Origin of the sequence: Amycolatopsis plumensis, assembly GCF_042652605.1 — a bacterium.
GTDB classification, from domain to species: domain Bacteria; phylum Actinomycetota; class Actinomycetes; order Mycobacteriales; family Pseudonocardiaceae; genus Amycolatopsis; species Amycolatopsis plumensis.
The window spans coordinates 7969612-7987947 of sequence record NZ_JBHSJY010000001.1 but is presented as its reverse complement, the minus strand read 5'-3'; the positions used below and the strand labels follow the sequence as shown (position 1 = coordinate 7987947).

The following is an 18336-nucleotide window of genomic DNA, read 5'->3' as shown; positions in this document are numbered from 1 at the left end:
CTCCCGGCCCGCGGAGTGAGGAGGTCTTCCCGCCGGTGTCCTGAGCGCCGGCGGGGAGACCTCCGGCTCAGGGCGCGAGCCCGTGGCGGGCCAGCTCGTGCCCGGCCAGCTTCTCGATGACGTCCCGGTCGCGCTCCCGCCAGCCGGTGGCCGGTTCGCCCACCGACGCCAGGCGGTGGAGGGGCTGCGTCGCGAGGGCGCGCAGGGCCAGCAGGTCCAGCCCGTCTTCGCCGAGCGCCCGGAGCCGGGCGGCCGCGGTGGCGCGGCGGGTGTAGTGCCAGCGCAGCGGCAACCACGTCACCAGGAGCGTGAGCACGGGCACGGCGATGATGATCGCCGCCAGCCACCAGGCCAGGTTCTCGACGGCCTCGATCTGCCAGCGGCCGGCGTCGGTGAGCTTCGTACCGACGTCCGAACCGCCGTGCAGGGCCTTGGCCAGTGCGTCCCCGACCAGCGGGATGCCGTCGGCGGTGTTCGCCGCGGAGTCGAAGGTGCCGCGCAGGCCGGTGCCGGCGTCGACGAGGCCGTCGCCGGGCGCCCGCAGCTTCATGACCTGGTCGTACACCGAGGTCCCCAGCCACACCGCGAGGACGACGAGCAGCACGGCCAGCAGGTCGCTGACGAGCTGGGCGGTGCGGCGGATCGGCCGTTCGGCGTAGAGCTGCATCGTCGGACGCCTTTCGCGGTGGGGGAGCGCGGCCACGGCAACGTACCCGCCTCCCGGCTGGGCGAATCGGGTGCCGTGGGCTATGACGCCGGTCATAGTGTGGTCCGCGTCGCCGTGTGGTCTCATGAAGCTATGACCACTGTCATAGAGGTCGCGGACGGCTCGCCGGTGGCCACCCTCGTGGCGGCCTGCTCGCCGGACAGTCTCCGGCGCCGCTTCATGATGGGCGGCCCCGCGCGCCCGGCCGACGTTTTCCAGCGCTATCAGCGTTTCCTGCTCGCCGGGCCACCGGACGGCGTCGCGCTGCTCGCCTTCCGCGGGGACACTCCGGTGGGGCTGCTCAACTTCGTCTCGGAGACGCCGGGGGAGGCGGAGATCGGGATCCTCGTCGCCGATGCGTGGCAGCGGCAGGGAATCGGCAGTGCGCTCAGCCGGTGGCTGTGGGCGTCGGGACGCTGGGCGGGCTGGACCGTGCGGGCCACCGTCCAGGCCGGGAACACCGGCGCCGAGGCGCTGCTGCGGGGCCAGGGCTTCCGGCCGGTGCCGTCGTACGAGCGCGGCGAACGCGACTTCGTGCTGGTCGTGCCCGCCTGGGCTACCATGACGGACGTCATGAAGGAGGCAGCCGATGACCAGGACACCGCGCGAGCGGATGGTGCTCAGCGCCGCGCAGCTGGTGCGGATCCAGGGTGTCGGGGCGACCGGCATGCGGGACGTGGTCGCGCACGCCGAAGCGCCGCGGGGGTCCCTGCAGCACTACTTCCCGGGCGGTAAGGACCAGCTGATCGCCGAGGCCGTCACCTGGGCCGGCGACTACGCCGCCCGGCGCGTGGCCCGCTTCGCGGCCAAGCTCGAGGATCCGACACCGGGGAACCTGTTCGCGGCCATGGCGGCCCAGTGGACCGACGAGTTCACGACGTCCGGTTTCGACGCGGGCTGCCCGCTGGTGGCGACGGTCGCCGACACGGCCGCCACCAGCGACAGCCTGCGCGAAGCGGTCGGCAAGGCGTTCGAAGGCTGGCAGCGCCCGGTCGCCGCCACCCTGGAGCAGTTCGGCGTGCCCCCGGCCCGCAGCGCGTCCCTGGCGGTGCTGATGCTGAGCGCGCTGGAGGGCGCGATCGTCCTGGCGCGGGCGCACCAGGACGTCGCGCCCCTCGAGACGGTGGTCGCGGAGCTGCGGCCGTTGCTCGACGGGGCCGTGGATCGCCGCCGCCGCCGGGTTTAGAGGCCGCGGAAGAACTCCCGGATGTCCTCGACCAGTTCTCCGGGTGCCTGCAGCGACGCGAAGTGCCCGCCGGTGTCGTACTCCGTCCAGCGCGTGACGGTGTTCGACAGCTCGGCCAGCCCGCGCAGCGCGTGGTCACCGCGGAAGTTCGCGACGGCGGTGGGCACACCGGAGGGCGCGGGCCGCTCACCCCAGCCGTCCTGCCCGGCTTCGAGGTAGAGGCGCGCGGCCGAGCCGGCGGTGCCGGTGAGCCAGAAGATCGTCACGTCGGTCAGGATGGCGTCCCGGCTCACCGGGGTCTGGTGCGTGGTGGTGGGATCCCAGTCGACGAACCACTCGAGGTTCCACGCGAGCTGCCCGGCGGGGGAGTCGTTGAGGGCGTAGGCGAGGGTCTGCGGGCGGGTGGCCATCTGGGTGGCGTAGCCGGAGTGGGCATACCACCAGGTGGCGTTTTCCTGCGCCTTTTTGCGGTCCTCTTCGGATAATCGCTCGAGGTCGCCGGGAGCGGTCGGCACCCCGGCGTTGGCGACGGCGTTGACGTGCACGCCCAGCACCGCATCGGGGGCTTGGCGGCCCAGTTCGGGGGAGACGATGCTGCCGAAGTCGCCCCCGTGGGCGCCGTAGCGGGCGTAGCCGAGCCGCCGCATCAGCTCGGCCCAGGCCTTCGCGACGCGGCGGGTGTTCCAGCCGCGGTCGGTGGTCGGCCCGGAGAAGGCGAACCCGGGCACCGACGGCGCGACGACGTGGAAGGCGTCCTTGGGGTCACCGCCGTGGGCTGCCGGATCGGTGAGCGGGCCGAGGACGTCCCGGAAGTCGGCGATGGTGCTGGGCCAGCCGTGGGTGATGATCAGGGGCGTGGCGCCGGGTTCGGGGGAGCGGACGTGCAGGAAGTGGATGCGCTGGCCGTCGATGGTGGTCGTGAACTGCGGGTATTCGTTCAGGCGGGCTTCCTGGGCGCGCCAATCGAAGCCGTGCCGCCAGTAGTCGACGAGGTCGGCGAGGTAGGGCTGGTTGACGCCGTAGAACCAGCCGGCGCCGGGAAGTTCGCCGGGCCAGCGGGTCCTCGCCAGGCGGTCGTTCAGGTCGTCGAGGTCGGCCTGGGGGATGTCGATGTGGAAGGGATCCATGGGGCGACGGTCTCGCGGATATAGGACGGGTTCGGTCCTGTTTGCCGGGAGCCCTCCGCTCGCGGGGTGTCGGGGTACGCGGTGGTGTCCGGCAGCGGCTGGGAAACGGTGAGCGCGCTCGCCGCCACCACGAACGCCGCTGCCACCGCGAAGGTTCGTCTCCGAGCCGGGGTGGGGAATCGGTCTCCGGGCCACCGCAGCTTCTCCAGCGCGCTTTGCGCGGCAGCGTCGACCGCGCGCGGCGAAAGAGCGAGCGTCTCGGCGATGTCCGCCGTGCCCAGGGCGAGGCCGTAGCGCAGGACGAGGACCTCGCGATGCCGGCGGGGCAGCCCGTCGAGCGGCGGGTCCGGCCGCGAGCGCCGCCTTCGCACCAGCCGCACTACGCTCGCGCGAAGGCGGCGGGTCACCTGCGGCTCGTCGGTCAGCGGGGCCCGTCGCCGGTGCAGGCGGACGAACGCTTCTTGGGCGACGTCCTCCGCGTCGTCGGCGCCCAGCAGGTGGGCCAGCCGCGTCAGCTCACCGAAGTACCGCTCGAACAGGGCCCGGAACACGATTTCCCGCTCGGCGTTCGGCATGTTCGCAGTCATGAGCAGGCCACGCCCGACCCGCCTCCCCGGTTTAGCCGGCCTCGGCGAGCCTACCGCCGTCGATGCGGATCACGTGCCGTGACGAACTCGCCGACCTCAGAGTGCGGGCACCCGCTCGGACTCGGGCGGCGGGCCCGGCGGTGTCCCGTCGCCGAACGGGCGGCCGCCCAGGTCCTCGCGGCCGTGCGGGGTGAGCCAGCCGGCGGTGTCCGGCCCGAGCGGGACGATCCCCGTCGGGTTCACGTTCTCGTGCACCACGTAGTAGTGCTCCTTGATCTGCGCGAAGTCGATCGTGTCGCCGAACCCCGGGGTCTGGAACAGGTCGCGCGTGTACGCCCACAGCACCGGCAGCTCGGTGAGCTTCTGCCGGTTGCACTTGAAGTGGCCGTGGTACACCGCGTCGAAGCGGACCAGCGTGGTGAACAACCGGATGTCCGCCTCGGTGATCGTGTCGCCCACCAGGTACCGCTGGTCCGCCAGCCGCTCCGACAACCAGTCCAGCCGGGCGAACAGCTTCCGGTACGAGTGCTCGTACGCCTCCTGGGACCGCGCGAACCCGCACTGGTACACCGCGTTGTTGACGTCGGTGAACACCTTCTGCGCCACGTCGTCGATCTCGTCGCGCAGCTTCTCCGGGTACAGCTCGGGCGCGCCGGACCGGTGGTACGCCGTCCACTCGGTCGACATGTCCAGCGTCATCTGCGCGAAGTCGTTGGTGACGACCTTGCCGCTCGGGACGTCGACGAACGCCGGCACCGTGATGCCGCGCGGGTAGTCCGGGTCGCGCTTGAAGAACGCCTCCTGCAGCCGCTCGATCCCCAGGACCGGGTCCTTGCCGCCGGGATCGAGGTCGAAACTCCAGCTGCGCTCGTCGTGCACCGGCCCCGCGATCCCCATCGACAGCACCGGCTCGAGGCCCAGCAGCCGCCGGACGATCACCGCGCGGTTCGCCCACGGGCACGCCCGCGCCACCACCAGCCGGTAGCGGCCGGGCTCGACCGGCCAGCCGTCGCGGCCGTCGGCCGTGATGCGGTCCGGGAGGTAGTTCTGGTCGCGCTTGTACTCGCCCTTGTCGCTCATCGGCGTCCTCAGCAGTCGTCGGTCGGGGGAGCGGTGTCCAGTGCCGCGGCCAGCCGGGCCAGCACCGGCCCGGCCGTGCGGACGTCCTCGGCGCTCAGGTGGTCGAACACCGAAGCCCGCACGCGGGCGAGGTGGCCCGGGTAGGCCGCCTCCAGTCTGGCCAATCCGGCCGCGGTCAGCACGGCGTTGGACGCGCGGCCGTCCTCGGCGCACTTGCGCTTCTCCACCAGGCCGCGGCGGGTCAGGTCGTCGACGACCCGGCTGATCCGGCTCAGCGACAGCCCGGTGGTCGCGGCCAGCGCCGAGATGCGGAGCAGGCGCTCGGGCGCTTCGGACAGCGCGACCAGCACCCCGTAGTCGGTGATCGCGAGGCCGGTCTCGGGGAGGAACTGGTCCTCGAGCGCGCGCGGCAGGGCGGTGACGATGCGCATCAGCGGCCGCCAGAAGGCGGCTTCGTCGGGGTCGAGCGCGGACAGATCACCCATGTCGGCGACTCTACCGAAAGCTTGCTTGCGCAACCAGCCAAAGTGAGTACAGTGTCGTTGAACCCTCAATCACCTGGGGGCGCCACCACGAGGAGAGAAGAACGACGATGACCAGCGCGACCACCTACCCCCAGCTGACCGGCGAATACACCCTCGACGCCGCCCACTCGCGGATCGGGTTCGTCGCCCGGCACGCCATGGTGACCAAGGTGCGCGGCAGCTTCAACGAGTTCACCGGCACCGCGACCATCGACGGTGACGTGCCGGAGAAGTCGAGCGTCCAGGTGACCATCCAGGCCCACAGCATCGACACCCGCAACGCCGACCGCGACGGGCACCTCAAGGGCAACGACTTCCTGTCGATGGACGAGTACCCGCAGGTCACCTTCGCCTCGACCGAGATCAAGCAGACCGGCGACACGAGCTTCGACGTCACCGGCGACCTGACCATCAAGGGGGTCACCCGCTCGGTGACCGTCCCGTTCGAGTTCGAGGGCTCCGCCAAGGACCCGTTCGGCAACGACCGCATCGGCTTCGAGGGCTCCACCACGATCAGCCGCAAGGACTACGGCATCACCTGGAACGCCGCGCTCGAGACCGGCGGCGTGCTGGTGAGCGACAAGGTCACGCTGGAGTTCGAGATCTCCGCGATCAAGTCCGCCTGATCCCGCGAGCGGGAACCGGGCTCCCCGGTTCCCGCTCGATGATCCGCTGCCGGATCGGGGCACCCGCCGGATTCACCGGTTCACCTAATTGGCTGGCCCCGGCCGGGAGAATGGCGGGTATGTCCACCGTCACCCCGTTCGCGGTCCTGGCCTTGATCGGCGCCGTGTCCGGGTCGCTCACGGCGTGGCTGCTCCTGCGCCGCGACCGCCCCGCCGAGGTGCTGACCCCGTCGGCGCCCCCGGAGCCGGTGCCCGACGAGGTCTCGGCGCAGCTGCTGGCGGACGAGCACACCATCCGGCTGGCCGAGCTGGCCTCCTTCGCCGAGCAGGCCGACGGCGACCCCGAGCGGCGCCAGGAATGCGTCCACGCCATCGCCGCCCGGTTCGACGACGACTGGCCGGACCCGGTCGCTTGGCAGGCCGAGCTGTGGCAGCTCCTGCGGCCCCACCTGCATCGCGAGTCCCCGCGGTTCTGGCCCGGGATGGACCTCGACCTGGACGACGTGGTGCTCTACGCGGTGGACCTGCGGGGCTGCGAAGTCCGCAAGGCGAGCTTCGTGCAGGCCTCCTTCGCCGGCCCCGTCGACTTCACGGGCGCGACGGTCACCGAATACGACTTCACCGGAGCCCACGTCCGGATCGACGTGGCCGGGACCTGGCCGCCGGGCTGGGCGCCGGGCGAACCCGAGCCGCAGCCGTGGGTCGAGCTGCGGAAGCAGTGACTACGCGTCGCGGATCGGCAGGTCCGCCCCGTCGCGGAGGAACACCGGGATGCGCTCCGCCGGCGCGGGGGCCTCGACCCATTCGCCGCCCTCGTGCCGGGTTCCGGCCACCGCGTCCGTCCACGTCGCGCCCGCGGGCAGGTATACCCGGCGCGTGGTGACCCCCGGTTCGAGCACCGGGGCCACCAGCACGTCCGGCCCGAGGAGGAACTGGTCGTCCACGTCCCAGGCCGCCGGGTCCGCGGGGAAGTCGACGAACACCGGCCGCATCGGGGGAACGCCCTGCTCGTGGGCCACCCGCATCTGCTCCATCAGGTACGGCCGCAGCCGTTCCCGCAGGCGCAGCGACGCCGTGATCGCCTCGTACGCGGCCTCGCCGAACGACCAGACCTCGTTGGGGCCGCCGGTCATCTCCGGCCCGAACGCCGGACGCGGGTCGCGGAAGCCGTGCAGGCGGAACAGCGGGCAGAACACACCGTAGGAGAACCAGCGCACCATCAGTTCGCGATACTCGGGCGACTCGGGATCACCGCCGTGGAAGCCGCCGATGTCCGTCGTCCACCAGGGGATCCCGGCCAGTGCCACGTTCAGCCCGGCCCGGACCTGGGCCCGCAGCGACGGCCACGTCGCCCCGACGTCACCCGACCACAGCGCCGCCCCGAACCGCTGGCTGCCCGCCCACGCCGACCGGGACAGCAGCACCACCTCGTCGTCGCCCTCGGCGCGGATGCCGTCGTGGAAGGTCTGCGCGTTCGCCTGCGGATAGAGGTTGAACACCTCCGCGCCCGGACCGGCGTGGAAGCCCAGGTTGTGCGGGTGGCCCGGCTGGATCTCCGGCTCGTCGCCGTCCAGCCACCACGCGCGCACGCCGAGGTCGTAGTAGTTCTCCTTGACCTTGTTCCAGACGAACCGCCGCGCTTCCGGGTTCGTCGCGTCGTAGAACGCCACCGGCATCTCGACGCCGAAGCCCTTGTCCTTCCACGGCGCGTGCGCCGGGACACCGCTCTCGGCGGCCACCAGCAGGCCTTGTTCGTGCAGCTCGCGGTAGTTCTCCGAGAGCGGGTTCACCGACGGCCACACCGAGACCATCAGCTTGACGCCGAGGTCGGAGAGCTCGCGCACCAGCCCGGCCGGGTCGGGCCACTCGGCCGGGTCGAACTTCCAGTCGCCGAGGTGCGTCCAGTGGAAGAAGTCCGCCACGATCACCGACAGCGGCAACCCGCGTTCGTGGTACTCCCGCGCGACGGACAGGAGCTCCTCCTGCGTGCGGTAGCGCAGCTTCGACTGCCAGAACCCGGCCGCCCACTCCGGCAGCATCGGCGCGTGGCCGGTCGCGTCGGCGTAGTGGCCGAGGATCTGCCGTGGGCCGTCGCCGGTGGTGATCCAGTAGTCGAGCTGGCGGGCGTCGTCGGCGACCCAGCGGGTGCCGTTCTCGGCCAGCTCGACCCGGCCGACGGCGGGGCTGTTCCAGAGGAACCCGTAGCCGCGGCTGGACAGCAGGAACGGCACCGACACCTCGGCGTTGCGCTGCACCAGGTCGAGCACGAGGCCCTTCTGGTCGAGCCGGCCGTGCGTGTGCTGCCCGAGCCCGTAGATCCGCTCGTCGTCGTAGGCGCTGAAGCGCTGTTCCAGCCGGCCGTAGCCGTTGCGCGAGGGCATGAACAGCCGCGCGCCAGGCCACCAGAAGTGGGCGCGCTGCTCAGAAAGCAGCTCCTCGCCGGTGTCCGTGCGGACGAACTTCAGCTGCGCGTCGATCCCGGTGTCGGTGTCGGCGATCTCGACGATCGCGGTGAGCGCGCCGTTGACCACCCGGCCGGTCCGCCCCTCCACCGAGGCGGTGGCGGCGGACGGCTTCGCGGGCAGCAGCGCACCCGGGACGTCGTCGAGGATGCGGTGCCGTCCGGCCCGCACGCGCAGGCTGCCGTCACCCCACGGCTCGATGCGCAGCACCTCGTGGCGCACGCTGACTTCGAGCGAGCGGCCGTCTTCGGTCGTGGCGATCACGAAATCTCCTTGGAGAGGGGAACTAGTCTTTGACGGCGCCGCTGGTGAGCCCGGCGACGACGTAGCGCTGGGCGACGACCAGCAGGACGGCCGCGGGAATCGCGGCGAGGACGGCGGTGGCCATGATCCCGTTCCAGTCGGCGGACTGGTTGCCGACGAACCGGTAGATGCCCACGGTGATGGGCTCGAACGACTGCCCGGTGGTCAGGGTGACGGCGAACAGGAAGTCCGCCCAGGCGAACAGGAACGAGAACAGCCCGGCGGTGACGAGGGCGTTGCGGCTGACCGGCAGGATGATCGAGCCGAACGTGCGCCAGTACCCGGCACCGTCCACCCGGGACGCTTCGGTGAGCTCCTTCGGCACGGAGATCATGAACGCCCGCAGCAGCAGGATGGCGAACGGGATGGTCGCGGTGGAGTCGGCGAGCACCAGCCCGAGGTAGTTGTCGATCAGGCCGAGGTTGCTGAACACCGTGTAGAGCGCGTTGGCCATCACGATCCCGGGGATCATCTGCACGATGAGCAGCACGAACACCAGCACCGGGCCGCCGCGCACCTTCAGCTGGGCCAGCGCGTACGACGCCGGTGCCGCCACGACCAGCGACACGACGACCGTGCCGAGCGCGACGACGACGCTGGAGAGCAGGTTCGGCCCCTGCGTCGAGACGGCCTTGCGGTAGCCGTCCAGCGTGCCGCCGACGGGGAAGAACGCCGGGTCGGGGCGCAGCAGCGCGCCGCTGGGCTGCAGCGAGGCGTTGACCATCCAGTACAGCGGGAACAGCAGCACCGCGACGATCAGCACGCCGAGCACCGTCCGCGGCCAGTTCGCCGTCTTCATGCCGCCTCCGCCAAGGTCGCCTTCGCCGAACGCAGGTAGAGCAGCCCGAAGAGGGTTGCCACCACGATAAGGACGTTGCCGACCGCCGCGCCCTGCCCGAACGCGAAGTCCTGGAAGGACAGCCGGTACGACCAGGTGGTCAGCGTCTGGGTCGAGCCGGCCGGCCCGCCGCCGGTGACCACCATGATCACGTCGAACACCTTGATCGTGTAGACCAGCCCGAGCATGAGCACGATCCCGGTGACCGGCCGCAGCAGCGGCCAGGTGACGTGCCGGAACCGCTGCCACGCCCCGGCGCCGTCGAGCGCCGCGGCTTCGTAGAGCGACGCCGGGATCGCCCGCAGCCCGCCGTGCAGGATCACCAGGTTGAACGGGATGCCGATCCAGATGTTGGTGACGATCACCGCCGGCAGCGCCCAGCTCGTGCTGCTCAGCCACGGCACCGCGTCGAAGCCCAGGAACCGCAAGCCCGCGTTGAGCACGCCGTGGTCCTGGTCGAACATCCACCGCCAGACCGCGCCGCTGACCACCAGCGGCAGCAGCCACGGCAGCAGGAGCAGCGACCGCAGCAGCGCGCTGCCGAGGAAGCGGCCGTTGAAGAACACCGCGAGCGCCAGGCCGATGCCGAACTGGAAGACGATCGACCCGGCGGTGAACAGGACCGTGTTGAGCGCCGCCGTCGAGAAGAGCGGGTTGTTCAGCACGGCGGAGTAGTTCGCGATGCCGACGAAGGGTGCTTCGCCGGTGTAGAACGACTTCACCGTGTAGTTCTGGGTGCTCATCACAAGGTTCGCGACCAGGGGATAGCCGAAGAACACGATGATGTAGGCCAGGGCCGGCAGCAGGAACGCCCACGCGGCGAACCGGTTGTCCCGGCGGGACCTCCGGTTCGCGCGGGGTGCCGCCGAGACCGTCGGGGCGGCGGCGACCGTCACGAGCCGCTCGCCTGCTGCGCGGTCTTGAGGGCCGCGTCGACCGGCGTCTTCCCGGTCAGCGCCGCCTGCAGCGCGTCAGCGAGCGCCTGCGAGACCTTCGGGTACTTCTCGCCGAGCTCGGCGGTGCGGGAGCGGGCGGTGCCGACCTCGTCGACGAACGCCTGCATCGACGGCTGCTCGGTGCCGAACTTCTGCGCCACGGCCGTCTTCGACGGGATGTAGGCGTGTGCCTTGCTCCACTCGAGCATCGTCGGCTCGGAGAGGATGCACGAGAGCACCTTGCCGGCGGCCTGCTGGGCGGGCCCGCTGCTCACCGGCACCGCGCCGACCTCGCCGCCGAGGGCGACCACCGGCTTGCCGCCGGCCTGCGGTACCGGGATCGGCACGACGCCGTAGTGCAGCGACTTCTGCTCGTCGAGCCGGGCGATGTTCCACGAGCCGTTGATCATCATCGCCGTATTGCCGCTGACGAACTGGTCGGCGACGTCGTTCTGGCTCCAGGTCACCACGGACTTCGACGCCGAACCGGAGTTCACCAGGTCGGTGACGTACTGCAGCGCCTGCGCCGCCTGCGGGGAGTCCAATTGGGAAAGTTCCGCGCCGTTGCTCCAGAAGAACGGCAGGAACTGCCAGGTGCCCTCTTCCGACGAGATGGCGGAGAAGGAGAGGCCGTACTTGCCGTCCTTGGTCAGCTTCGCCGCGGCGGTCTTCAGCTCGTCCCACGTCTTCGGCGGCTCGACGCCCGCGGCCTGCAGCAGGTCCTTGTTGTAGATCAGCGCGAGGCCGTTGACCCCGGGGGCGACGCCGTACACCTTGCCCTGGTAGGTGCCGGCCTTGACGATGCTGTCGTAGTAGCCGTCGGTGCTGATGCCGTAGTCGCTCAGCGGGGTCAGCGCGCCGGTGGCGGCGACCTGCTGGAGCGTCGGGTTGTCGGTGAAGAGCAGGTTCGGCAGCGTCTTCGAGCTGGCGCCCTGGAGGACCTTCGGCAGCATCTGGTTGGTCGGCACCTTCTGGCGCTCGATCTTGATCCCGGTCTGCGTGGCGCAGGTGTCGAGGATCTTCTGCCAGGCGGCGGATCCCTGCTCGTCGGCGTAGTAGTCGAGCTCGGTGATCGACGTGGCGGCCGGGGCGCCGTCGCCGCCCGGCGCGGACGGGGCCGGGCTGGGGCTGCAGGCGGCCAGCAGCGCGGCACTCGCGGCACTCGCGGTCAGGACGAGGGCGCGACGGACTACGGGCATGGTGATTCTCCTTCAACGGCGAAGCAGGACCGAGTCAGGCTCGCGGCGCGGCGGTGCTGTCGCGCCGGGTGAGGCGGGGTCCGAGCAGCCGGACCTCCGGGGTGGTGTGGCCGGCGAGCCGGCGCATGGTCATTTCGACGGCCTGGGTACCGACCTCTTCGGCCGGGATGGCCACGTTGGTCAGCGAGACGACGTGCTGCTCGGCCATGCTGTCCGGGCAGACGGCGATGACCGAGATGTCCTCGGGCACGCGCAGGCCGCGGTGGCGCAGGTCCGACAGCAGCCCGGGCAGCACGGCCTCGTTGTGCACGACCAGGCCGGTCAGGCCGGGATCGCCGGCGAGCAGCTCGTCGAGACAGGCGCTCACCGCCTCGTAGGAGTGGGCGCACGCGTGGGAGGCCGCGCGCACGTCCCGGCTCTTCGTGGCTTCGTCGAAGCCGCGCAGGAACCGCGTCGCGTAGCTCGTCCCGCGCCGGTAGACGGCCGGGGACGGGCCGATCAGCGCGATCGAGCGGTGGCCGAGCTCGGCCAGGTGCGCGACGCACGCCGAGGCCGCCGCGGTGAAATCGAGGTCGACGCAGCTCAGCCCGGCCGGGTGGTCGGGCACGCCGATCAGCACCACCGGCAGGTCGAGGGCCAGCAGCATCGGCACCCGCGGGTCGGCGGTTTCGACGTCCATCACCATCAGCGCGTCGGCGATCGCCGAGGACGCCACCCGCTGCAGCGCGGCCGGTCCTTCGTCCTTGGTGAGCAGCAGCAGGTCGTGGTCGTGCGCGCGGGCCGCGGTGACCGCCGAGGCGACGAACTCCATCACGACGGCGACGTTGAGGTCCGTGCGCAGCGGCACGACCAGCGCGAGCACGTTGGTCTTGCTGCTGGCCAGCGCGCGCGCCCCGGCGTGCGGGTGGTAACCGAGCTTGCGGATGCTGTCCTCGACCAGCCGCCGGGTCTTCGGCGAGATCGAGCGCTTGCCGCTGATCACGTACGACACCGTGCTGGGGGCGACCCCGGCCGCGTTGGCGACGTCGTTGATCGTGACCACGGGCGGCCTCCTGGGGACGGGGAGGAGATGGGGTGTCGAAGCGCATCGACGATGGCACGAAGGTAAGTGACACCCGCCCGAAACACAAGCATCATTCGCCGTTTGCCGGTATTCGACGACTATTCGACGACCGGCGTGTTCGTCGAAAGTGTCGAAAGGCGCTGTTGACGGTTCTTTCCGCAGCTCAGAGCCGGAGAAGCCGAGTTCGATCACGTGTCCTGGGAGCGTTCCCAACGACTCTTGACCGCGCGCTCACACGGCTGTAATAGTCGTCGGGTTCCCCGCCGTTCGACGCGAATGTTCCGCGCCACGCCGTCGAAACGATTCGACGAATCGGAGGCCGTCCGTGCGCCTGTCCCTCTTCCGCCGTGCCCTCGTCCCGGCGGTGGCCGCGACCCTGCTGCTGGCCCCCTCGCCGGCGCTCGCGGCGCCGCCCCCGCCCTTCCGCGATCCGTCGCTGCCCCTGGCCACCCGGATCGACGACCTGCTGTCCCGGCTGACGGCGGACGAGAAGATCTCGCTGCTGCACCAGTACGAACCGGCCATCCCGCGGCTCGGCATCGGGGTCTTCAAGACCGGCACCGAAGCCCTGCACGGCGTCGCCTGGTCGACCGACTACGACAACAAAGGTGCCGTCGTCAAGGCGGACGGCACCGTGTTCCCGCAGGCCATCGGCCTGGCCACCACCTGGGACCCGGCGCTGGTGAAGCAGGTGGGCGCGGCGGTCGGGCAGGAGGCGCGCGGCTTCAACGCCCGCAACCCGACGCTGTGGGGCCTGAACCTCTGGGCGCCGGTGGTGAACCTGCTGCGCGACCCGCGGTGGGGCCGCAACGAAGAGGGCTACTCCGAAGACCCCTACCTGACCGGCGAGTTCGCGACCGCCTACGGCCGCGGCATGCAGGGCGACGACCCGCGGTACCTGCAGGCCGCCCCGACGCTGAAGCACTTCCTCGCCTACAACAACGAGGTCAACCGCGACACCAGCAACTCCTCGGTGCCGCCGAAGATCCTGCACGACTACGACGAGCAGGCGTTCAAGATCCCGCTGCAGGCCGGCGCGGCCAACGCCGTCATGCCGTCGTACAACCTGGTCAACGGGCGGCCCAACCACGTGAGCCCGGACCTCGACGGCAAGCTGCGGAAGTGGGCGCCGCAGGACATCGCCGTCGTCAGCGACGCCGGCGCACCGTCCAACCTGGTCAACTCGGAGAAGTACTACGCCACCAAGGCCGAAGCGGACGCGGCGGCGATCAAGGCCGGGCTCGACAGCTTCACCGACAACGACACCGACGGCTCGATCACCGTCGCCGCGGTCAAGGAGGCACTGGCCAAGGGCTTCCTGACCATGGCCGACGTCGAAAACGCCGACCGCCACCTGCTTTCGCTGCGGTTCCGGCTCGGCGAGTTCGACCCGCCGGGGCGCAACCCGTACGCGAAGATCACCCCGGCCGTCATCGGGTCGCCGGAGCACCAGGCGCTGGTGCGCAAGACCGCCGACGCGCAGATGGTGCTGCTGCGCAACAACGGCGGCGCGCTGCCGCTGAACGCCGCGCAGAACAAGAAGATCGCGGTCGTCGGCCCGCTGTCGAACACGCTGTACGAGGACTGGTACGCCGGCGCGATGCAGTACAAGGTCACGCCGCTGCAGGGCATCAAGGAGCGGCTCGGCTCGGCGGGCACGGTCGCCTCGTCCGAAGGCGTCGACCGGATCGCGCTGAAGGACCTGTCCACCGGCCGGTACCTGACGGCCCCCGCGACCACCGGCAAGGTCACCGCGGGCGGGACCGTGGCGGGCACCGCCGAGTCCTTCGACGTCTACGACTGGGGCGCGGGCAAGAACACGCTGCGCGCCGCCGCGAACGGCAAGTTCCTCAGTTACTCCGGTGGCGCCCTGGTGAACGACGTCGACCAGCCGGCCGGCTGGTTCGTCCAGCAGCAGCTGAAGCTCGACGCGCAGCCGGACGGCAGTTACGTGCTCGAGTACGCGGGCAACGAGGTCAACGAGCCGTGGTTCGGCCCGAACAAGTTCGCGGTCGTCGGCGCGGACGGCGTCCTGACCATCTCCTCCCCGGACGCCGCGCACGCGACGAAGTTCGGCCGGGACGTGCTGACCAGCGGCGTCGGCAGCGCGGTCGCCGCGGCCAAGGACGCGGACACCGCCGTCGTCGTGGTCGGCAGCATGCCGTTCATCAACGGCCGCGAGGCCAACGACCGCACCAGCACCGAGCTCGCCCCGGCGCAGCGCGCGCTGATCGAGGCGGTGCAGAAGGCGAACCCGCACACGGTCGTCGTGGTGGAGAACAGCTACCCGACGACCGGCTGGGACACCCTGTCGGTGCCCGGCATCCTGTGGACCAGCCACGCCGGGCAGGAAACCGGGCACGCCGTCGCCGACGTGCTCTTCGGCGACCAGGACCCGAGCGGGCGGCTGACGCAGACCTGGTACGCCTCCGACGCCGGGCTGCCGAGCATCCTGGACTACGACATCGCCAAGACCGGGATGACCTACCAGTACTACCGCGGGAAGCCGCTGTTCCCGTTCGGTTACGGGCTGAGCTACACCAGCTTCCGCTACGACAACGTGCGGGCGGTCCGGTCCGGTGACCAGGTCCGGGTGAGCGTCGACGTGACGAACACCGGCGCCCGCAGCGGGTCCGACGTCGTCCAGCTCTACTCGAAGAACTCCGGCGTGCAGCGGCTGCGGGACTTCTCGAAGCTGACGTTGAAGCCGAAGGAGACCCGCACGGTGCGGTTCGAGGTGCCCGTGGCGGACCTGGCGTCCTGGGACGTCGCCCGGGAACGGTCCGTGGTCGCGGCGGGGGTGTACGAGTTCTCGGTGGGCCGCAACGCCTCCGAACTCTCGGCGCCGCAGCCGGTGTACGTGCCGGGGGAGCGCCCCCAGCCGCGGGACCTGAGCCGCCTGACCCAGGCCCAGAATTTCGACGACTACTCCGGGACGACCTTGACGGACACGTCCAAGGTCTCGGGCACCTCGGTCGCCGCCGCGGCCGGCAGCTGGGTGGCATACCGGAACGTGGCGTTGAACGGACCGGCGCGGTTCTCGGCCTCGGTGTCCGCGACGGCGTCTTCGCGCATCACGGTGCGCCTGGACTCACCGACCGGCCGCGTGCTGGGCACGGTCCCGGTGGCCTCGACGGGTGACCACTACGCCTACACGACGGTCACCGCGGCCCTGGCGAAGGCGAACGGCAGGCACGACGTGTACCTGACGTTCGACGGCCCGCTCAACCTGGCCACATTCTCCCTGCGCTGAGCAGCCTGCCGCACCGGTCGTGAGTGGTAAGGCGGGTTAGAACCCGCCTTACCACTCACGACTGTTCCGACGCGGCCGTGTTTCGGGCCCAGGAAGCGGCCTATTACGCCGATCAGTCGAAGTTGTCGATGTTCGTGCTGCCCGGCGCGGGCCATTCCGTGGCGCTGCACGAAAACGCCGGCGAATACCGCAGTGCCACCCGGTCCTGGCTGCAGGGCCAGCTGGGTGTCGCTCCGGAGGGTTATCACTCGATCGGACGAAACTGAACCCGTGCGTGTCGCACAATTCCGGGCCAAGATATATCGATTGACCCGAACCGGTGTGTGCACTGAACCCTTGGACAGCCTGAGGTGACTGCTCCCCATCCCCGCGGCGACGACCCGCGGAAGAAACCGTCCGCCGACCACGCGGCGAGACGGCTCGGCGTGGTCGCGCGCAAGTGGGGTTACCTGATCAGCACGACCGCCTACCTGCCGCACACGCCCGAGGAGATCGAGCGTGAGCTGGCCGTCCTGGCCGGGCGGCTGTTCGAGGCGGTGGCGAGCGATCCGCCGGGCACCGAGGCGGCCGCGGCGGCGGGCGGACGGCTCGTCGAGCTGCGCTGCGTCGGCGCCGGCAGCCTGCGCCGCAGCCTGGAGGTGCTGGGCAAGGCGTTGCTGCGCGAACCGGAACTGCGCGGGGTCGACCGGCTGGCCGAGCGGGTCGTGCTGGTGCTCGGCGCCTTCAGCTCCGGCTACGGCGAGATGCTGCGCGAGGACATCCAGAAGCGGCAGGAAGGCCTGAGCCGCGCGCTGCTGAAGGTCGAGCAGGAGACGCGGCAGAAGCACGTCATCAGCCGCGCGCAGTTCGAGGAGGTGTTCGCCGGCTCGGCCAGCGGCGTGGCGCTCACCGAGCTGGACGGCCGGGTGCTGCGGGCCAACACCGCGCTCGCCAAGACGCTCAACCGGACGCCGGCGGAGATCGCCGCGATGACGCTGTTCGACTTGGTGCACCCCGAAGACGTCGCGCAGCTGCGGGAAAGCTACGGCGAGCTGGTGGCGGGCCGGCTGCACCGGCTGCGCGCCGGGCGCCGCCTGGTCGGCCGGGACGGCGAGCCGATGTGGGCGACCTTCTCCGCGTCGGTCATCCGGGACGCGGTCGGCGTGCCCCGGCAGGTGCTCACGATCGTCGACGACGACACCGAGGTCTCGCTGCTGCAGAGGCGGCTGAGCCACCAGGCCCTCCACGACGTCCTCACCGGGCTGCCGAACCGCCAGTTCTTCAGCACCCGGCTGGAAACCCTGCTGCGCGACGCGGACCCGGTCCGCGGGGTCACCCTGTTCCACCTCGACCTCGACGGCTTCTCGCAGATCAACGGCGGGCTCGGCCAGGAGCTCGGCGACCGCGTGCTGCGCGGTGTCGCCGCGAAGCTGAAGACGGTCTTCGAAGCGGAGACCGCGCTCGTGGCCCGGCTCGGCGGCGACGAATTCGGCGTGCTCGTCCAGAACACGGCGGACACCCCGGGCGTCGTGACGCTCGTCCGCCGGATCACCCGAGAGCTCGCCGAAGCGGAGTACGTCGACGGGCAGCGCGGGGTCGCGGTGTCGGCCGCCATCGGCGTCGTCCACCGGCCGCCGCGCGACAGCACGCCCGCGGAGCTGCTCCGGGCGTCGGACCTGACCCTGCGGCGCGCCCAGCGGACGGGCAACCAGTGGGGCCTGTTCGACCGCGAGCTGGACCGGCGCGACCGGCACGACTTCGGCTTGGCCGCGTCGGTGGCGGGCGCGTGGGAGAACGGCGAGGTCGAAGCCCGCTACCGCGTGCTGGTGTCCGCGACGACCGGCTCGGCCGAGGGCGTGGAGGCGCGGCTGCGCTGGAACCATCCCGCCGAAGGCGTGCTGCCGCACGAGACGTGCGTGCGGCTCGCCGCGGAGACCGGGCTGGCGCTCCCGCTGGGCACCTGGCTGCTGCGTACGGCGGCCGAACGGCTGGCCGCGTCCGGACTCGAGGTCCCGCTGGTCGTCGAGTTGACGGCGCAGCAGGCGGCCGACCCGGAACTGGTCGGCGAAATCCGGCGTGTCCTGGAGGACACGGGCCTGGCGCCGGACCGCCTGCGCCCCGGCTTCCCGGCGGCGGCCCTGGACGTCGGCGACGCGGCCGACAACTTCAAGGTACTGGCGGAAATCGGGGTGCGGGCGGAGATCCACGGTCTCGGCGACGTTACCTGCCTGACGGAGTTCTCCGCCCCGGCGGTCCGGATCGCGGCGGGCCTGGCCGCCAAACGGCAACACCCGCTGGTGACCGGGCCGCTGTCGGCCCTGATCGACGCGGCGCACGCGGCCGGGGCGGCGGTGTCCGTCGCCGGGGTGCGGACGCCGGACGAGGCCGCGTGGTGGCAGGAGCACGGCGCGGACCTGCTTTCGGGCCCGGCGTTCCCCGATGTGCCGGGCGGCCTGCCCGGCTGAGGC

The 18336-nt window shown here is 71.2% G+C and carries 17 protein-coding genes; 7 read left to right on the top strand and 10 right to left on the bottom strand.

The features are described from left to right. Positions 1 to 67: 67 nt before the first annotated feature. On the bottom strand, positions 68 to 667 hold the full coding sequence (locus ACFPLC_RS38555) for a hypothetical protein (protein ID WP_378199508.1): 600 nt from the start codon (positions 665 to 667) through the stop codon (positions 68 to 70). A 132-nt stretch (positions 668 to 799) separates the two neighbouring features. Between ACFPLC_RS38555 and ACFPLC_RS38550 the strand changes: the two genes are divergently transcribed. Together ACFPLC_RS38550 and ACFPLC_RS38545 are read left to right on the top strand one after the other, a co-directional pair. Continuing rightward, a complete protein-coding gene (locus ACFPLC_RS38550) occupies positions 800 to 1441 on the top strand; it encodes a GNAT family N-acetyltransferase (RefSeq protein ID WP_378199505.1) in 642 nt (213 codons plus the stop codon). Next, the gene (locus tag ACFPLC_RS38545; RefSeq protein WP_446681645.1) at positions 1323 to 1892 is read left to right on the top strand and encodes an LmrA/YxaF family transcription factor; all 570 of its coding nucleotides are present in this window, start codon (positions 1323 to 1325) and stop codon (positions 1890 to 1892) included. Before ACFPLC_RS38550 ends, ACFPLC_RS38545 begins: the two co-directional genes overlap by 119 nt. On the opposite strand, the gene ACFPLC_RS38540 is transcribed toward ACFPLC_RS38545, so the two are convergent. The 4 genes from ACFPLC_RS38540 to ACFPLC_RS38525 form a co-directional block, all read right to left on the bottom strand. After that, the gene (locus ACFPLC_RS38540; protein WP_378199502.1) at positions 1889 to 3019 is read right to left on the bottom strand and encodes an epoxide hydrolase family protein; all 1131 of its coding nucleotides are present in this window, start codon (positions 3017 to 3019) and stop codon (positions 1889 to 1891) included. The genes ACFPLC_RS38545 and ACFPLC_RS38540 overlap by 4 nt on opposite strands. Then, positions 2971 to 3606 carry an RNA polymerase sigma factor gene (locus ACFPLC_RS38535; protein ID WP_378199499.1) on the bottom strand — a complete coding sequence of 212 codons (636 nt, stop codon included), beginning with the start codon at positions 3604 to 3606 and terminating at the stop codon, positions 2971 to 2973. The genes ACFPLC_RS38540 and ACFPLC_RS38535 overlap by 49 nt, the downstream gene beginning before the upstream one ends. Positions 3607 to 3702: 96 nt before the next feature. Further along, positions 3703 to 4686 (bottom strand): glutathione S-transferase family protein, encoded by a 984-nt coding sequence (locus ACFPLC_RS38530; RefSeq protein WP_378199496.1) that lies wholly within the window; start codon positions 4684 to 4686, stop codon positions 3703 to 3705. An 8-nt stretch (positions 4687 to 4694) separates the two neighbouring features. Further along, positions 4695 to 5171 (bottom strand): MarR family winged helix-turn-helix transcriptional regulator, encoded by a 477-nt coding sequence (locus ACFPLC_RS38525; protein WP_191309210.1) that lies wholly within the window; start codon positions 5169 to 5171, stop codon positions 4695 to 4697. Between the two features lie 107 nt (positions 5172 to 5278). On the opposite strand from ACFPLC_RS38525, the gene ACFPLC_RS38520 reads away from it, so the two are divergent. Both ACFPLC_RS38520 and ACFPLC_RS38515 read left to right on the top strand, forming a co-directional pair. Beyond that, positions 5279 to 5836 (top strand): YceI family protein, encoded by a 558-nt coding sequence (locus ACFPLC_RS38520; RefSeq protein ID WP_378199492.1) that lies wholly within the window; start codon positions 5279 to 5281, stop codon positions 5834 to 5836. 119 nt (positions 5837 to 5955) lie between these two features. Next, entirely contained in the window at positions 5956 to 6558 is a 603-nt protein-coding gene (locus ACFPLC_RS38515) for a pentapeptide repeat-containing protein (RefSeq protein ID WP_378199489.1), read from the top strand. Here ACFPLC_RS38515 and ACFPLC_RS38510 read toward each other — a convergent pair whose 3' ends face one another. Genes ACFPLC_RS38510 through ACFPLC_RS38490 form a run of 5 tightly spaced genes read right to left on the bottom strand, consistent with a single transcriptional unit; the run spans position 6559 to position 12615 of the window. Beyond that, entirely contained in the window at positions 6559 to 8562 is a 2004-nt protein-coding gene (locus tag ACFPLC_RS38510; protein WP_191309215.1) for a glycoside hydrolase family 31 protein, read from the bottom strand. 22 nt (positions 8563 to 8584) lie between these two features. Beyond that, positions 8585 to 9400 carry a carbohydrate ABC transporter permease gene (locus ACFPLC_RS38505; protein ID WP_378199486.1) on the bottom strand — a complete coding sequence of 272 codons (816 nt, stop codon included), beginning with the start codon at positions 9398 to 9400 and terminating at the stop codon, positions 8585 to 8587. Next, a complete protein-coding gene (locus tag ACFPLC_RS38500; RefSeq protein WP_378199483.1) occupies positions 9397 to 10335 on the bottom strand; it encodes a carbohydrate ABC transporter permease in 939 nt (312 codons plus the stop codon). Before ACFPLC_RS38500 ends, ACFPLC_RS38505 begins: the two co-directional genes overlap by 4 nt. Beyond that, on the bottom strand, positions 10332 to 11573 hold the full coding sequence (locus tag ACFPLC_RS38495) for a sugar ABC transporter substrate-binding protein (protein ID WP_378199480.1): 1242 nt from the start codon (positions 11571 to 11573) through the stop codon (positions 10332 to 10334). The genes ACFPLC_RS38500 and ACFPLC_RS38495 overlap by 4 nt, the downstream gene beginning before the upstream one ends. Positions 11574 to 11607: 34 nt before the next feature. Continuing rightward, entirely contained in the window at positions 11608 to 12615 is a 1008-nt protein-coding gene (locus ACFPLC_RS38490; RefSeq protein ID WP_378199477.1) for a LacI family DNA-binding transcriptional regulator, read from the bottom strand. A gap of 346 nt (positions 12616 to 12961) precedes the next feature. Here ACFPLC_RS38490 and ACFPLC_RS38485 point away from each other — a divergent pair, with 346 nt between their 5' ends. The 3 genes from ACFPLC_RS38485 to ACFPLC_RS38475 all read left to right on the top strand — a co-directional run bounded on the left by ACFPLC_RS38485 (position 12962) and on the right by ACFPLC_RS38475 (position 18333). Continuing rightward, positions 12962 to 15889, top strand: coding sequence for a glycoside hydrolase family 3 C-terminal domain-containing protein (locus tag ACFPLC_RS38485; protein ID WP_378199474.1), 2928 nt, complete (start codon positions 12962 to 12964; stop codon positions 15887 to 15889). 77 nt (positions 15890 to 15966) lie between these two features. After that, the gene (locus tag ACFPLC_RS38480; protein ID WP_378236075.1) at positions 15967 to 16155 is read left to right on the top strand and encodes a hypothetical protein; all 189 of its coding nucleotides are present in this window, start codon (positions 15967 to 15969) and stop codon (positions 16153 to 16155) included. Positions 16156 to 16239: 84 nt separating this feature from the next. Then, positions 16240 to 18333, top strand: coding sequence for a diguanylate cyclase domain-containing protein (locus ACFPLC_RS38475; protein WP_378199468.1), 2094 nt, complete (start codon positions 16240 to 16242; stop codon positions 18331 to 18333). Positions 18334 to 18336 lie beyond the last annotated feature (3 nt).

What these genes read in the sequence shown, in the direction of transcription:
- ACFPLC_RS38555 (WP_378199508.1), bottom strand. Translation starts at nt 667, where the DNA reads ATGCAGCTCTACGCCGAACGGCCGATCCGCCGCACCGCCCAGCTCGTC.
- ACFPLC_RS38550 (WP_378199505.1), top strand. Translation starts at nt 800, where the DNA reads ATGACCACTGTCATAGAGGTCGCGGACGGCTCGCCGGTGGCCACCCTC.
- ACFPLC_RS38540 (WP_378199502.1), bottom strand. Translation starts at nt 3,019, where the DNA reads ATGGATCCCTTCCACATCGACATCCCCCAGGCCGACCTCGACGACCTG.
- ACFPLC_RS38535 (WP_378199499.1), bottom strand. Translation starts at nt 3,606, where the DNA reads ATGACTGCGAACATGCCGAACGCCGAGCGGGAAATCGTGTTCCGGGCC.
- ACFPLC_RS38530 (WP_378199496.1), bottom strand. Translation starts at nt 4,686, where the DNA reads ATGAGCGACAAGGGCGAGTACAAGCGCGACCAGAACTACCTCCCGGAC.
- ACFPLC_RS38525 (WP_191309210.1), bottom strand. Translation starts at nt 5,171, where the DNA reads ATGGGTGATCTGTCCGCGCTCGACCCCGACGAAGCCGCCTTCTGGCGG.
- ACFPLC_RS38520 (WP_378199492.1), top strand. Translation starts at nt 5,279, where the DNA reads ATGACCAGCGCGACCACCTACCCCCAGCTGACCGGCGAATACACCCTC.
- ACFPLC_RS38515 (WP_378199489.1), top strand. Translation starts at nt 5,956, where the DNA reads ATGTCCACCGTCACCCCGTTCGCGGTCCTGGCCTTGATCGGCGCCGTG.
- ACFPLC_RS38505 (WP_378199486.1), bottom strand. Translation starts at nt 9,400, where the DNA reads ATGAAGACGGCGAACTGGCCGCGGACGGTGCTCGGCGTGCTGATCGTC.
- ACFPLC_RS38495 (WP_378199480.1), bottom strand. Translation starts at nt 11,573, where the DNA reads ATGCCCGTAGTCCGTCGCGCCCTCGTCCTGACCGCGAGTGCCGCGAGT.